This window comes from Providencia sp. PROV201, from assembly GCF_028479545.1.
GTDB classification, from domain to species: domain Bacteria; phylum Pseudomonadota; class Gammaproteobacteria; order Enterobacterales; family Enterobacteriaceae; genus Providencia; species Providencia huaxiensis.
This window is the reverse complement of sequence record NZ_JAMPNW010000008.1, coordinates 144,261-158,482: the sequence shown is the minus strand read 5'-3', so window position 1 is coordinate 158,482 and position 14,222 is coordinate 144,261. Positions and strand designations below refer to the sequence as shown.

Below are 14,222 nucleotides of genomic sequence, written 5' to 3'. Positions count from 1 at the left end.
AACTTTTGTAGGAAGTGTAACAGTCTTTGAGCCAAAACCCTATCAGAAGTCTAAGATTCCGCACAATTAGGCGTATCAGACCGCTCAACTAATTGAGGCGCTATAGGTTGCTTAATTTCGACTCCGAGCTCTTTAAAACTTTCCGCTTGGCTAATTAAATTTCCACGTCCTTGAGCAAGGCGCTTCATTGCCGATAGGTAAGTATTATTCGCTTTATCAAGACTGGCGCCTAAAACTTGCATATCATCAACAAACAAACGCAGCTTGTCATACATTTTCGCTGCTCTGTTTGCTATCTCTTGAGCATTTTGCCCTTGGCGTTCATACCGCCATATATTATTAATCGTTCTTACTGCGACTAACAATGTTGAAGGACAAACTAACATAATATTCTGTTTAATTCCTTCATCAAGTAACTCGGGAGCCTCTTTCAAAGCAAGTAAATAAGCAGGCTCAATAGGGATAAACATTAAAACGTAATCCAATGAGCGAATTCCCGGTAACTGGTGGTAATCTTTACGACTCAACATACGCATATGATTGCGGATAGAAGCCACATGGTTTTTCAATGCTTGTTGCTGTTCATGTGGGTCTTCGCTATTGAAGTAATGTTCATAAGAAACTAGCGACATTTTGGCATCAACGACCACATCTTTACCTTCAGGAAGATGGATAATCACATCCGGTTGATAACGGCTATTATAACTTGTATTGATGCTAACTTGAGTTTCAAATTCACTTCCTTCACGTAAACCTGAGACTTCGAGAATTCTGGTAAGAATGGTTTCGCCCCAGTTCCCTTGAATTTTGTTATCCCCTTTCAAAGCTCGTGTCAGGTTAACCGCTTCTTTGGTCATTTGATTATTGAGCTGCTGTAATTGCCGAATTTCATAGGCTAAAGTGTGGCGCTCTTTGGCTTCTTCACCAAAACTTTGCTGAACTTGCTGACGAAACCCCTCTAATTGCTCACGAAAAGGTGACAACATCGCCAATAGGCTTTTCTGTTGTTGCTCTGATGCACGGCGCTCATTTTGTTCAAAAATACGATTTGCTAAGTTTTCGAATTGTGCTGTCAGCCGTTGTTCACTATTTTGTAAAATTCGCTGTTTTTCTTCGTTTGCTAGCTGGTTTTGCTCAAAACGGGTGATGACCTCGCGAAGTTCTGCTTCTTGTTCTCGGTTGATGTCCCTTTGAGTACGCAGTTCTTGATCTAGCCTGTCATATTCTTCTTTCCATTGCGCAAGGTGAATATTTTTTTCGTCACTTGCTGCAAGTTGACGGTTGAGTTGCTGCAGTTCCTGATCTTTTTGCGCAATTTTTTGGGCAATAGAGAACCAAGTGGCTAAACCACCAACTAAAACGCCACTCAACGCCCCAATAACAGCATATAAAAGAGAGGTATCCACGGTTAAATCCTTACTTTACAAAGTCTAGTGTAAGGTAATGGGATACTGTATAAGTGTCCAGAGGTAATTTAGCTATCAAAGAAAATTTTGCGAAGCGCTTCGCAAGCTTAGCCAATCCAACTTGCGAACCACTTTAGGCCCAGAGCCCCTGGCGCTAAAATACCAAATGCCCAAATCATCGCAGAAGCGATATTGGCGAGTTGGAAATGCCGTTGTGGCATTGCGCAAATCCCAGCAACCAAGGGAACAATGGCTCGTAAAGGACCAAAGAAGCGCCCAAAGAAAATGCCCCAGATACCCCAGCGGTCAAAGAAACGCTGCCCTTTATCAATCATTTGTGGGTTACGAGAAATCGGCCACATATGACGTACATTTTCTTTGTAATGATAACCAATCCAATAAGAGAGCCAGTCCCCAAAGAAAGCACCGAGTGCGGCCGCTAACCATATTGGCCAGAAAGCAATATTACTTTCGCCAATCAAAGCACCAAGTGCGAGTAAAATCACCGTGGCGGGTAACAAAAGTGATAAAAATGCCAGAGATTCCCCAAACGCCAAAAAGAAAATAATAGGAAGCGCCCATACTTCATGTTCGCGTGTAAAGTCCGTCACTATGGTGACAATTTCATGGAGTGTCACGGTCAGTTCCTTTCATAAGGGGATAATCAGAATACTGTAGCGAAAAAGTGGTAAATCAAAGTTAAACAAAGCAAAAACACCTTTGGAAAAACCGAGTTGTGGATACAGAAAAATGGATCATCCACAACTCATCTTACAGTTAGTGAAACTTAGTCCAAAAACTGACTTTGCAGTGCTTCTCGTTGTTGCCTTCCTAAGCCAAAATCTTTTTCTAGCCATTGGTCAACATTGCCATAATGGCTTTCAATGCTGTTTAGGGCCGTTCTCAAGAAGTCTTCACGTACTGAATAGACATACTCAAATTTTTTCACAATGCTTTCGTCCATCGTTTTTGCATGCTCTTCGAGTAAATGCTTGCGGTATGGCGCAAGTGTTTCATTAGTCAGTAAGTAATCTTCCATTACTGTGTCTAAATCTGCCCCTAACGCAAATAATACGAGTGCAGACCCGACCCCAGTACGGTCTTTTCCTACCGCACAGTGTTGCACGATCCCGCCTTTTTCTGGCTGCTTGAGTAAATTGACCAATTGGTGATAAGCAGGGTTGTTCAGCGGTAATAATTCATATAAACGAAACATGAAGGCTTGTGGATCAAACTGTTCCAATATTTCTGGTGTGAGTTTATCTAAATTCGCGGTGACTTCTTTAGCTAACGGATTTGCTGGAGCATGAACATAATGTGCGCCTTGCCAAATAACATCAGGCTTATCTAAGATTTCAGCTTCATCACGATAATCAATGATTTGGAAAAGATTTTGTGAACGTAAAACCGCTTCGTCTTCCTGTGTTAATCGGTCTAACGCACCGGAACGGAACAGGACTCCAGGCTTGATTTTTCCACCATTAGCGAGTTTTTTACCACCGAGATCGCGGAAGTTAATACCGCCTTTTAAAGGCAAAACAGAAGGATGAAGATAAGGTGTTGTTGACATAATAATTCCTTTTCGCCCTACAGCTTTTATTCCAGTTAACAACAAAACAAATGTAACCTGAATAATTTAAGGGCACATAATATTGATAATTGTTTTTATGACAATAACAGATCTAGCGAATAAGAGGATCAGAATATTTCCTGTAAATTAATTAACAATTGTAATATTTATAAAGGAAATAAAGAGAAATAAGGGATATATAAGAGGACTAAGCCCGCTTACTTTTTGTCCACAACCGAGTGAAAGCCAAGTAAGCGAGCCAGTAAATCACGGACTACAGTAAGCGGCGTGCAGCTTCAACCACAATACTTAATACGTTACCTTCCGTTTTCTTCAGTAACGCTTCATTTGGAATTTCTTGTTGGGTACGATTTACGATAACCCCCGCAACCATACCAGCACGTAACCCTTTACTGCTAGAACACATAGTCAGCAATGTGGCTGATTCCATTTCATAGTTCATTACGCCCATGTCTTGCCACTCTTTCATCGAACCTCTGAAATGACGCATTACACGGCCGGTATAGGTATCATAACGCTCTTGACCGGGGTAGAAGGTATCTGATGACGCGGTGACACCGACATGAACGGTTGCGCCCGCATCTTTCGCTGCGGCATAAAGCGCATTGGTACAGTTAAAATCAGCAACAGCAGGGTATTCTAATGGTGCAAAGTGTTGGCTAGCGCCATCTAAACGTACAGCCCCCGTTGTGACTAACACATCACCGACATTAATATCTTCTTGAATTGCACCTGTTGTACCAATACGTAAGAAAGTACGGATACCAAGTTGTGCCAGTTCTTCTACGGCAATCGATGTTGATGGACCACCAATACCCGTTGAGCAAACAATGACGGCTTTTCCGTCAAGTTCACCACGCCAAGAGGTATATTCACGTAATGACGCAAGGTGTACAGGGTTATCCATCAGACGTGCAATTTTTTCAACACGGTTAGGATCCCCAGGAACAATCGCTACGGTCGCACCCTGTAAGTCACTTTTCTTTAAACCTAAGTGGAAAACGTCGGACATTTCAAACTCCTTTACACAATGGCATCATTAAATCAGTCGATACTGATTAATCGTTATTTGTAATATAACGAGAAAACGATAAATTTTTAGTGATGAACATCACCTTTAATGAAAACAATAAAAGTTTGATTTCATTATTTAGTGATTTACATCACATATGTTCATTGATTTTATTTCTCTTTAACACCCATTGCCATCAGTATAGATGAAAGTTTGACATAACGACAAAAGCGCCCCTGATTACTGGGCGCTTTGATTATTTGGCAGAACTAAAAATAGTAACGCTATACTAGAGAATTACATCAAGAACGAGGACTCCAACTAGACCTATCGCCCACGCAATGGTGGTCGGAATAGACCAAACAATGATTTGTTGTTTAACGTCCTTAATTCCCATCATTCTGTTCACCACCCAATACAGGCTATCGTTGAAGTAACCGAAGAACAGAGACCCCATGGTTGCCGCTTGCGCCGCGACCAATAAGTTAATATCAGGTATTTGGCTAATGATTGGAGCAGAAATAGATGCTGCGGTAATCATTGCTACTGTACCCGAGCCTTGAATCAAACGAACCAAGGTCGCAATAATAAACGGAATCAATACAGGTGTAATTGGCAGATTTGCTACATGTTCAGCAAGAATATTTCCTGTGCCACTATCACGCAGTACCGCACCTAATGCACCACCAGCCCCCGTAACAAGCAGAATAATACCGGCTGCTTGTAAGCCTTCTTCCATACGGTCGATGACTTCTTCTTTTGTTGCTTTGGGCATTAATGTGTAAACAGAGATCAACACACTAATTGATAATGCGATAATTGGTGCGCCTAAAAATTCAAACGTTTGGAAGTACCAATTGCTTTCCATGCCTTGGAAAGATTCTGTTTTTAGAATTAACCCATTGATTGCATTTATGAAAATTAACAAAATAGGTGTGATAATTGGTAAAAGCGATAAGAACAGGCTGGGTAATGGTTTATTCGCTTTTTCTTCCATATAACGAGCGTGAACTTCTTTCAGGTCTTCGCTGCCCGTTTCATCTGGCATAAATTCAGGGTACTTAGTCCCTAACCATTTTGCATACAAAACAATACCGATAACACAAGGAATAGCGAGGCTCATACCCGCGAGGATCATCGCGCCAACATCGACACCAAAAATCCCTGCAACGCCTAAAGGCCCCGGAGTCGGTGGAACAGTATGGTGTGTCACCACCAACCCACCAGCGAGTGCAACGCCCAGAGTCAGTATGCTACGTTTACCATTTTTGGCTAATGCTTTTGCCAATGGATATAAAATCACAAAAGCAGAGTCAACAAAGATAGGAATACTGACAATATAACCGGTAATTGCTAACGCCCATTCTTCGCGTTTTTTACCTAGCCATTTGATAAAGCTATAAGCTATCTGTTCAGCAGCACCTGAAACTTCCAGCACCCTTCCCATCATTACCCCGAGTCCAATAACAATACCGATGCTACCGAGTGTTGACCCAAAGCCTTTTGTGATGACTGTCACCGTCTCTGCCGCGGTCAAACCACCGGATATACCCGCGATTGCCGCAGCAATTAGCATTGCTAATAACGCATGAACACGCGTTCGTAATACTAAAAAGATCAGGACAAATATGGCCACTGCGAGGCCAATAATAGGAATATAGGACATAGGCTATCTCCTACTTAGACGAACCGTGGTTGGTGATAAACGAACGGATCGCATCACCAAACGAGCCATCGGCACGGAAACCGAGACCCAATGCACGGCTGATATCAAATTTGCCCGGCCAGCTCGCCACAATACTGTTAATGGCTTCGTCAGGTTCAAAGCGAATCAGATCTACCGCTTCTTGGCCTGCAACATCACGTAACGCATCAATCATACCTTGGACGGTAACGGTGATACCTGGCAGGTTCACAGTGCGTGATTTACCGAATTTCTCAGCAGGGATACTCACTGCATGAATAAAGTTGTTAATCACAGTTTCAGGGCTCGATAACCATAGCGCGAGGTCAGGGGAGACAGGACAAACACTTTCAATCCCATTTAATGGCTCACGAATAATGCCACTTGCGAATGAAGAGGCCGCTTTATTTGGCACACCCGGACGAATACTAATGGTTGGCAAACGCATCACACGGCCATCAACAAAGCCTTTACGTGAATAGTCATTGACCATCAATTCACACATGGCTTTTTGAGCGCCATAGGACGACTGTGGGTTAACGACGCACAAGTCTGTGATGACATCAGGTAGCTCACCACCAAACACAGCGAGGGAGCTGGTGAACATAAATTTGATTGCAGGGTTCTTGGCACGAGCGACTTCCAATAATTGGCGAGTGGCTTCAAAGTTAACCTTCATTCCCAAGTCAAAATCACTTTCAGCGTGGCTACTTACGATAGCTGCAAGATGGAAAACCACATCGGTTTGTGCATCAATCAGTTTATCAGCTGCCCCTGCTTGCGTTAAATCTAACGCAACACAACTGACTCTGGCATCTTCAACCGGTGATGTAGGGCATTGAATATCGGCTAAAACAAGGTGGTCAAATTTTAAACCCTGGCGATTTTTAAGCAAAGCAGCGGCTAGCTGCTGGCCCAGAAAGCCTGCGCCACCAGTAATAATAACTTTCATTGTAATTCTCCTTGCTATAGCCTTTTAACTGGCTATGCAGTTTTAGGTAAGATTATTTATGTTTTATGTCTTGATTAAATGAAGTTTTATGTTTTGTTCTGTTATCCGCTGCACCACATCAGTTGGCAATTGATCATCACAAATGATGTCGTGCAATTGATTCAATGGGCAAACACGAAACATGCCATATTTGCCGAACTTACTACTGTCTGAAACCAGCACACAACGGCGAGCAACATCCAATAGCGTTTGTTTTATCTGAACTTTTTCCTCATGTGGAGTAGAAACCCCATGCTGCAAATCCCATGAACTGGTGCTGATAAAAGCAATATCAACATTGAGCGTTTTCAGCATCATCGCAGCCGTATTTCCGACACTAGAATGGTTACGTTTATCCACTAATCCCCCGGTGTGGTATAGGTTTAGCTGCGATTTATTCATTAAGTACTGCATAATAGAAAAATCATTGGTGACAATCGTTAAATTAAAACGCTCGCCAAGTACGCGTGCTATCTCAAAGGTGGTTGTTCCCGCATCGAGATAGACCACTTGCCCATCTTCAACTAATGAGCTGGCAAACTGGCCAATTTCACGCTTATGGCGATGATGCAACCGTGCCTTTTCACTCCAAGGTAGCTCTTGGCGCAATACATCATTTAACTTAACGCCACCACTGATACTGAGCACCTTCCCTTCTTCTTCTAACATCCGAATATCACGTCGCACTGTCATATGAGAGACATTCATTAACTCAACCAAGTCACTGATCGATACGGTTTGATGTTCATGCACGTAACGGTAAATAAAATCACGACGCTCAGAAGGGAGCATAGGTTCTCCTAATTATGAATTTGCTTGTTTAAGCCAGCCTAATCCATCTTCGGTACGGCCTGCTGGATGATATTCACATCCTAACCAGCCTTCATAACCCATTTCATCTAATTGCTTAAAAATCCATGGGTAATTGACTTCACCGCTATCCGGTTCATGACGATAAGGGACTGACGCTATCTGAATGTGACTAAATTTACCCCATAAACGCTCAATTGTTTTCAATAAATCACCTTCCATAATTTGGCAGTGATATAAATCCAACTGGATAAAGACATTTTCACGATTAATTTCAGGCAGTAATGCTTCAGCTTGTTTTTGCGTGGTCAAAAAGTATCCGGGCATATCACGGGTATTGATGGGTTCGATAAGCACACGAATACCGTGCTCAGCCATCACATCGGCCGCATATTGAATGTTTTTGATATAACACGCAGTTTGCTGTTCAAGTGTATAGTTATCATTCACTTTTCCTGCCATCGCATGAACTTGTTTACAACCTAACGCTTTCGCATATTTCAATGCGGTCTGTACGCCTTCGGCAAATTCGTTCTCACGACCTGGGATCGACGCCATTCCGCGCTCACCTTGTGCCCAATTTCCTGCTGGCATATTAAACAGAGCCTGAGTTAAATGGTGTTTACTCAGCTCACCAGCAATGACATCGGCATCTTCTTCATAAGGAAAAAGATATTCAACACCTTTGAACCCTGCATTTGCAGCTCGCTCAAAGCGCTGTATAAAAGGCACTTCGGTAAACATCATGCTTAGATTTGCAGCAAATTTAGCCATTTTCGCCTCGCTACTTTTGTGGATAACGACTTTCGAGCTGTTCAACTTGCTCTTGCGTTAATGTTGTAAAGCCATGTGGGCGTAATGTGATATATAAGCGAGCGGTATCTTCTAACTCTTCTGCATTGAAGAAAGCTTGTCTTAATGTTTTACCACCCACGACCGGGCCATGATTCGATAGCAATACCGCATTATGTGTCGGTGCTAATTTTGCAATTTCCTCACCAATTCGGTCATCCCCCGGTGGCAAGTATTCAATCAATGGCAGTTTCCCCACTCGCATCACATAATATGGTGTGATTGGAGGCAAACAATTTTTTGTATCTAACCCCGGCAAGCAAGACAACGCCGTTAACCAAGGTGAGTGAAGATGAACAACCGCTTGGCAATCAGGGCGTTGCAGATACATCGCCATATGCATAGAAACTTCTTTTGTCGGTTTATCTCCCCCAATCCAATTGCCTTGTGCATCGAGCTTACTCAGTTTGTTAGGGTCTAAATCACCAAAACTGGAGTTTGTCGGTGTCACGATAATCGAACCATCAGGTAACCGAGCACTAATATTTCCTGCGCCACCGCTACTGTAGCCGCGGTTAAACATTGATTTAGCCCAATCGACTAACTCTTGGCGCAGCGCCTTTTCATCACTCATTAAACATCTCCTGTGCAAACTGGAAGAAATTTTCTTGGCCGAAATTACCTGATTTCAGCGCCAACCAGTTACCGCTTGCTAAGTCCTGTACCCATGGCACACCAGGGGCGATTGGTGAACCAATACTTAATTGTTCTGTCCCAAGGCTTTGAACCACTTTTCCAGAGGTTTCGCCGCCAGCAATAATAAAGGTGTCATACCCTTGCGCTTTCAACAGCACGACAACTTCACCAAATACCTTCTCGACCGCGGAACTTGATTCCGCTGCGCCATATTTTTCTTGTGTCTGTTTCAATAATTCAGGTGATTGAGTGGCATAAAGCATTGGCGCTAAACCGGTTAGTTGCTGTGCTTGCACCCAATCAGCTAATGTTTTGGCATACTCTGAGTTATTTAAACATTCACCCACATCCAACATTTTTGCAGGAGCAACTTGCTGATAAGCTTGCACTTGTTTGTTGGTCATTACCGAGCAACTCCCCGATAAAACAACTGTTTTCCTGTTTTTACCTGTTGGTTTTTCACCTCGTTGCGTTGTGCCGCCCCATGAACATTGGCTATCCACATTGGCCAGTGCAGCACCGAGGCCGGAACCCCCAGTTAACAATGGCATCGCTTTAACCGCTTGTGCGATAGGAAGCAAATCATCCATCGTCAAGCCATCAACGACCGCGTAACTCACACCTTGTTGAGCTAATTCGGCAAGTTTTTGGCTAACAACGTCACTGCCTTTTTGAATATCATCAAGTCTGACTAAACCTGCTTTGCCTTTTGATTGCTTTTCCATCACACGCAATAAATTTGCGTCGGTCATTGGGGTTACAGGGTGATGCTGCATGCCACTTTCATTAAGTAGCTGGCCATTCACAAACAAATGACCATGAATAACTGTTCTGCCGTTAATTGGTAACGCAGGGCAAACTAATGCTAAGCCTGTTCCCAGTTGCGCCATCAATGCATCTGTAACGGGACCAATATTGCCTTTTTCAGTTGAGTCAAACGTCGAGCAATATTTAAAGAAAATTTGCTGACAATTCGCTTTTTGTTTCAGCCAATTGCACGCATTGGTCGATGCATTAACAGCTTCATCGACAGGACAAGAGCGGCTTTTTAAACTGATGACTATGGCATCAACATCTTGTGGTACCGGTGTGTTTTCATCGGGTTCATTTAATAATTGGACGACCTTCCAACCGTTTTGCACCATAAAGCCTGCGATATCAGTCGCACCGGTAAAATCATCCGCTATTACGCCTAACTTCACTGTCATGCTTTTTTCTCCGGTAAAGTAATACCTTTAAATGTTTTGATAACCGCGCTGTCATCCTGCAAACCAAAACCTTCATTGCTCGCTGAAATAAACATTTGATGGGCGGTTGAAGCTAGTGGGAGCGGGAAATTTAATGCTTTCCCTGTTTCCATCACTAGCCCTAAATCTTTGACAAAAATATCGACTGACGATTTTGGGGTGTAATCACCATCTAGAACATGTTGCATGCGGTTTTCAAACATCCATGAATTTCCAGCTGCATGGGTAACAATGTCATACATCACATCAAGGTTAATACCCGCTTTGGCGGCTAAAGCCATGCTTTCTGCAGCAACCGCAATATGTACCCCAGCTAATAACTGGTGAATCGTTTTGACGGTTGAGCCTAAGCCAACGTCATCCCCTACACGATATAAGCGCTCAGAAATAGCGTCAAATACGGGTGAAAGCCGCTCAAATAAAGCAGGCTCACCTGAAGCCATTATGGTCAACTTCCCTTCAGCGGCTTTAATTGAACCGCCTGAAATAGGCGCATCTACAAGCGGTAATTGATATGAGGCAAGGCGCTGAGCGATATTTTTTGTTTGCTCAGCGGAGAGTGTGCTATGCAGTACAATAACTGTACCGGGGCGTAATTGCTCAACAAGAGGCTGTTCACCCGAAAATAAAATCGCTTCAACTTGACGACCATTGACGACCACTAACAATAAAGCGTCAATCTCATGGGCGAATTCCGCTGCATTTTGTCCCACTGCAACAGCTCCACCACGAAGTAGGCTTTCGCAAGCACCTTGGTTTAAATCAAATCCATAGGTAGGAATGTTATTTTTTATAAGAGATTGTGCGATCCCCATCCCCATAGAACCTAGGCCAATCACGCCAACTTTATTAACGAAATTTCCCATAATGACCCCTGATATTGTTAATCTTCGTGACTGTTGTGAATTTTCACACAATAAAATTCACAAACACATGACTAACATCACATTTGAGATAATATAAAAAACCAACAAATAAAATGTAACCAATTGAATCAAAACAAATTAAATGAACAAAACCCTCAACACCCCCTTCACAAGATAATGTGATAAAAAATGTGATGCCCATTGCGTTTACTCACATTTAATTCACAAATGAAAAACCGTTATTTTTCTACTGCACTATATTCAATGCATCATTTCTATTGACCTAAAACTCAAATTGCTGAAAATAGCCGACTACAATTTTTTGAATAATGCTCCATACTATGGATGAGAGCATAAATTGGCTGATTGCCTAGGAGATAACATGGGGTTATTTGAGCAAATGATGGGTATGGTTGCAGGCGACAAAATGCAACAATTTCAATCAGTAATAAACTGGGTTGAGGAGCAAGGTGGCCTTCAAGGTGTTATCGAAAAATTTAACGAACAAGGCTTAGGTGGTGTTATTGCATCGTGGATCAGTGAAGGTAATAATTTACCTATCGATGCTAGCCAATTAATGCAAGTCTTTGGAAATGCCAATATCCAAGAGTTAGCTCAACAGGTTGGCTTAGAGCCTCAAGCAACCTCAGAAATGATTGCTAAATATCTTCCTCAATTAGTTGATAGTGCCACACCAAATGGCGAAGTTCCTGAAAGCCTCGATCTTGCTTCTATCGGTATGAACTTACTGAAATCTAAATTATTTGGTTAATATTTTCAAAAAGGCAGGTTTCCCCTGCCTTTTTGACACACTAGCTGATCACCATTTTACTGCTCATTTCTAAGCTGTTTCGCTGCCTCAACCATGTTGGCTAATGCTTGGCGAGTTTCTGGCCAGCCGCGAGTTTTTAAGCCACAATCTGGGTTAACCCATAAACGTTCCACCGGGACACGCTTCGCCGCCTTTCTTAATAATGCAACAATCCATTCCACATTAGGTACATTTGGTGAGTGAATATCATAGACACCGGGACCAATTTCATTTGGATAATCAAAATCTTCGAATGCGTCTAACAGATCCATATCTGAACGTGATGTTTCAATCGTGATCACGTCGGCATCCAGAGCCGCAATAGAATCCATGATGTCATTAAACTCGCAATAGCACATATGAGTGTGAATTTGCGTGTCATCATCAGCAATCGCAGCACTAAGCTTGAAGGCGTCAACTGCCCATTTGAGGTAAGCCGCCCACTCATCTCTGCGCAATGGTAACCCTTCACGCAGTGCAGGCTCATCGATTTGAATAATACCGATCCCCGCTTTTTGTAAGTCATCGACTTCATCACGTAACGCTAGCGCAATCTGTTTAGCAATCGTTTCACGGCTAACATCTTCACGTGGGAATGACCAACACAGAATAGTGACAGGGCCAGTTAACATCCCTTTGACCGGTTTCTCCGTTAAGGACTGAGCGTATTTTGCCCACTCCACGGTTATCGCTTCTGGGCGACTAATATCACCAATAATCACTGGGGGCTTAACGCAACGTGAGCCATAGCTTTGAACCCAACCATTTTGGGTAAATACATAACCATCAAAGTGCTCACCAAAGTATTCCACCATGTCATTACGTTCAGCTTCGCCATGCACAAGAACGTCGATATCTAAAATTTCTTGTTCTTTAATAGCTTGCTTAATATGTTCACTAATATTGGTGCGATAGTAGGTTTTATCCACATTTCCTTTTTTGAAATCTAAACGTAGCGTTCTAATTTCACTGGTTTGTGGGAAAGAACCAATCGTGGTGGTCGGCCATAATGGTAAGTTAAAGCGTTGACGTTGGCGCGCTGCCCGCTGTGGATATGGGCTATAACGCTCGGTATCCCCTTCACTGATTGCAGCCAGACGCTGAGCCACTGATGCATTATTCACTCGAGCAGATGTTTTACGCGCTCGAATAGGTGCACTGTATGTCTCTAATTCAGCAATGTGGCTGTCTGTTGGCTGATTTAACGCTTTAGTTAACAGAGCAAGTTCTTCGCATTTTTGGATAGCAAAAGCGAACCAGCTTTTTACTTCGGTATCTAAACGCGTCTCATCATTTAAATCGATTGGGCTATGCAGTAATGAACATGACGTTCCTACCCATATATCACGCTGACCTAAGAGCGGTTTCACCTGTAAAAATTTTTCACCTAAGTCCGCCTTCCATACATTACGACCATTAATAATTCCCAGTGATAATACCCAATCTGCTGGTAGCACTTGATGTAGTTTTTCAATATCATCAGCGCCTGCGACCACATCAACATGTAAACCTTGCACTGGCAATTGCTTAATCAAGTCTAAATGGTGGCTCACACCATCAAAATAGGTGGTTAACAACAGCTTTATATGACCTGACAGCGCTTGATATGCGTGCTGATAAGCTTGCTGCCATTGCTCTGGCAAATCTAACACTAATGCAGGCTCATCAATTTGTACCCACTCAAGGCCTTTTTCTGCTAAGCGAGACAAGATCTCCTGATATACAGGTAATAATTCATTCAATAATGATAAGCGGTCGAATGGTTCACCTTTCACTTTACCTAACCAGAGGTAGGTTATAGGGCCAATGATAACGGGTTTTACCTTGTGGCCTAATGCTAATGCCTCATCGACTTCATCAAACAACTGTGTCCAAGACAGGGAAAATTGTTGCCCTTTTTGAAATTCAGGCACGATGTAGTGGTAGTTCGTATTAAACCACTTCGTCATCTCACCTGCGGGAGCGGGTTTGCCCGTTGGTGCGCGACCGCGAGCAACACGAAATAAGGTATCTAAATCAATCGAACCATCTTCATTTTGATGGCGTGGCGGTACATTGCCCAATAGCAAACTGGTTGTCAGCACTTGGTCATACCAAGCGAAATCACCAACGGGTAATAGCTCAACACCTGCACTTTTTTGTTGTTGCCAATGACGCGCACGTAACTGATAACCGGTTTCTAATAGCGCGGCTTGGTCAATCTTGCCTGCCCAATAATCTTCTTGTGCACGTTTTAGCTCTCTTTTTAGACCGACACGTGGAAAACCAAGTGTATGATTTATAACAGACATATTGACCCCTTAAAATATTTAGCCG

At 42.8% G+C, this 14,222-nt stretch carries 13 protein-coding genes; 1 reads left to right on the top strand and 12 read right to left on the bottom strand.

The genetic code is table 11. From position 1 onward, the window contains the following. Nucleotides 1-50: 50 nt before the first annotated feature. The 11 genes from rmuC to ltnD all read right to left on the bottom strand — a co-directional run bounded on the left by rmuC (nucleotide 51) and on the right by ltnD (nucleotide 11,095). Nucleotides 51-1,406: a DNA recombination protein RmuC gene (gene rmuC, locus PR809_RS09120; protein WP_102139084.1), complete on the bottom strand. Its 1,356-nt coding sequence runs from the start codon at nucleotides 1,404-1,406 to the stop codon at nucleotides 51-53. 107 nt (nucleotides 1,407-1,513) lie between these two features. Then, on the bottom strand, nucleotides 1,514-2,044 hold the full coding sequence (locus PR809_RS09115) for a DedA family protein (RefSeq protein ID WP_102139085.1): 531 nt from the start codon (nucleotides 2,042-2,044) through the stop codon (nucleotides 1,514-1,516). Nucleotides 2,045-2,193: 149 nt separating this feature from the next. Further along, a complete protein-coding gene (locus PR809_RS09110; protein WP_096865127.1) occupies nucleotides 2,194-2,976 on the bottom strand; it encodes a tyrosine-protein phosphatase in 783 nt (260 codons plus the stop codon). A 274-nt stretch (nucleotides 2,977-3,250) separates the two neighbouring features. Continuing rightward, on the bottom strand, nucleotides 3,251-4,009 hold the full coding sequence (gene udp, locus PR809_RS09105) for a uridine phosphorylase (protein ID WP_042848832.1): 759 nt from the start codon (nucleotides 4,007-4,009) through the stop codon (nucleotides 3,251-3,253). A 289-nt stretch (nucleotides 4,010-4,298) separates the two neighbouring features. Then, nucleotides 4,299-5,675 carry a GntP family permease gene (locus tag PR809_RS09100; RefSeq protein WP_094961394.1) on the bottom strand — a complete coding sequence of 459 codons (1,377 nt, stop codon included), beginning with the start codon at nucleotides 5,673-5,675 and terminating at the stop codon, nucleotides 4,299-4,301. A 10-nt stretch (nucleotides 5,676-5,685) separates the two neighbouring features. Continuing rightward, nucleotides 5,686-6,645 carry a D-erythronate dehydrogenase gene (denD, locus tag PR809_RS09095; RefSeq protein WP_206276487.1) on the bottom strand — a complete coding sequence of 320 codons (960 nt, stop codon included), beginning with the start codon at nucleotides 6,643-6,645 and terminating at the stop codon, nucleotides 5,686-5,688. A 63-nt stretch (nucleotides 6,646-6,708) separates the two neighbouring features. Then, the gene (locus PR809_RS09090) at nucleotides 6,709-7,476 is read right to left on the bottom strand and encodes a DeoR/GlpR family DNA-binding transcription regulator (protein WP_004260836.1); all 768 of its coding nucleotides are present in this window, start codon (nucleotides 7,474-7,476) and stop codon (nucleotides 6,709-6,711) included. 12 nt (nucleotides 7,477-7,488) lie between these two features. Next, nucleotides 7,489-8,268 carry a 2-oxo-tetronate isomerase gene (otnI, locus tag PR809_RS09085; protein ID WP_102139087.1) on the bottom strand — a complete coding sequence of 260 codons (780 nt, stop codon included), beginning with the start codon at nucleotides 8,266-8,268 and terminating at the stop codon, nucleotides 7,489-7,491. 10 nt (nucleotides 8,269-8,278) lie between these two features. Next, nucleotides 8,279-8,920, bottom strand: a complete 642-nt coding sequence (otnC, locus tag PR809_RS09080) for a 3-oxo-tetronate 4-phosphate decarboxylase (RefSeq protein WP_004260842.1) — start codon at nucleotides 8,918-8,920, stop codon at nucleotides 8,279-8,281. Beyond that, complete coding sequence (otnK, locus tag PR809_RS09075; protein WP_206276486.1) at nucleotides 8,913-10,190, bottom strand: 3-oxo-tetronate kinase; 1,278 nt, start codon at nucleotides 10,188-10,190, stop codon at nucleotides 8,913-8,915. Before otnK ends, otnC begins: the two co-directional genes overlap by 8 nt. Then, on the bottom strand, nucleotides 10,187-11,095 hold the full coding sequence (ltnD, locus tag PR809_RS09070) for an L-threonate dehydrogenase (RefSeq protein WP_102139089.1): 909 nt from the start codon (nucleotides 11,093-11,095) through the stop codon (nucleotides 10,187-10,189). The genes otnK and ltnD overlap by 4 nt, the downstream gene beginning before the upstream one ends. A gap of 382 nt (nucleotides 11,096-11,477) precedes the next feature. Between ltnD and PR809_RS09065 the strand changes: the two genes are divergently transcribed. Beyond that, on the top strand, nucleotides 11,478-11,867 hold the full coding sequence (locus PR809_RS09065; protein WP_102139090.1) for a YidB family protein: 390 nt from the start codon (nucleotides 11,478-11,480) through the stop codon (nucleotides 11,865-11,867). 56 nt (nucleotides 11,868-11,923) lie between these two features. Here the strand turns inward: PR809_RS09065 and metE are convergent, their stop codons facing one another. Continuing rightward, nucleotides 11,924-14,197, bottom strand: coding sequence for a 5-methyltetrahydropteroyltriglutamate--homocysteine S-methyltransferase (gene metE, locus PR809_RS09060; protein WP_206276484.1), 2,274 nt, complete (start codon nucleotides 14,195-14,197; stop codon nucleotides 11,924-11,926). Nucleotides 14,198-14,222: the final 25 nt, after the last annotated feature.

Coding starts and splice junctions, on each gene's coding strand:
- PR809_RS09110 (WP_096865127.1), bottom strand. CDS start 2,976: ATGTCAACAACACCTTATCTTCATCCTTCTGTTTTGCCTTTAAAAGGC.
- udp (WP_042848832.1), bottom strand. CDS start 4,009: ATGTCCGACGTTTTCCACTTAGGTTTAAAGAAAAGTGACTTACAGGGT.
- PR809_RS09100 (WP_094961394.1), bottom strand. CDS start 5,675: ATGTCCTATATTCCTATTATTGGCCTCGCAGTGGCCATATTTGTCCTG.
- denD (WP_206276487.1), bottom strand. CDS start 6,645: ATGAAAGTTATTATTACTGGTGGCGCAGGCTTTCTGGGCCAGCAGCTA.
- PR809_RS09090 (WP_004260836.1), bottom strand. CDS start 7,476: ATGCTCCCTTCTGAGCGTCGTGATTTTATTTACCGTTACGTGCATGAA.
- otnI (WP_102139087.1), bottom strand. CDS start 8,268: ATGGCTAAATTTGCTGCAAATCTAAGCATGATGTTTACCGAAGTGCCT.
- otnC (WP_004260842.1), bottom strand. CDS start 8,920: ATGAGTGATGAAAAGGCGCTGCGCCAAGAGTTAGTCGATTGGGCTAAA.
- otnK (WP_206276486.1), bottom strand. CDS start 10,190: ATGACAGTGAAGTTAGGCGTAATAGCGGATGATTTTACCGGTGCGACT.
- ltnD (WP_102139089.1), bottom strand. CDS start 11,095: ATGGGAAATTTCGTTAATAAAGTTGGCGTGATTGGCCTAGGTTCTATG.
- PR809_RS09065 (WP_102139090.1), top strand. CDS start 11,478: ATGGGGTTATTTGAGCAAATGATGGGTATGGTTGCAGGCGACAAAATG.
- metE (WP_206276484.1), bottom strand. CDS start 14,197: ATGTCTGTTATAAATCATACACTTGGTTTTCCACGTGTCGGTCTAAAA.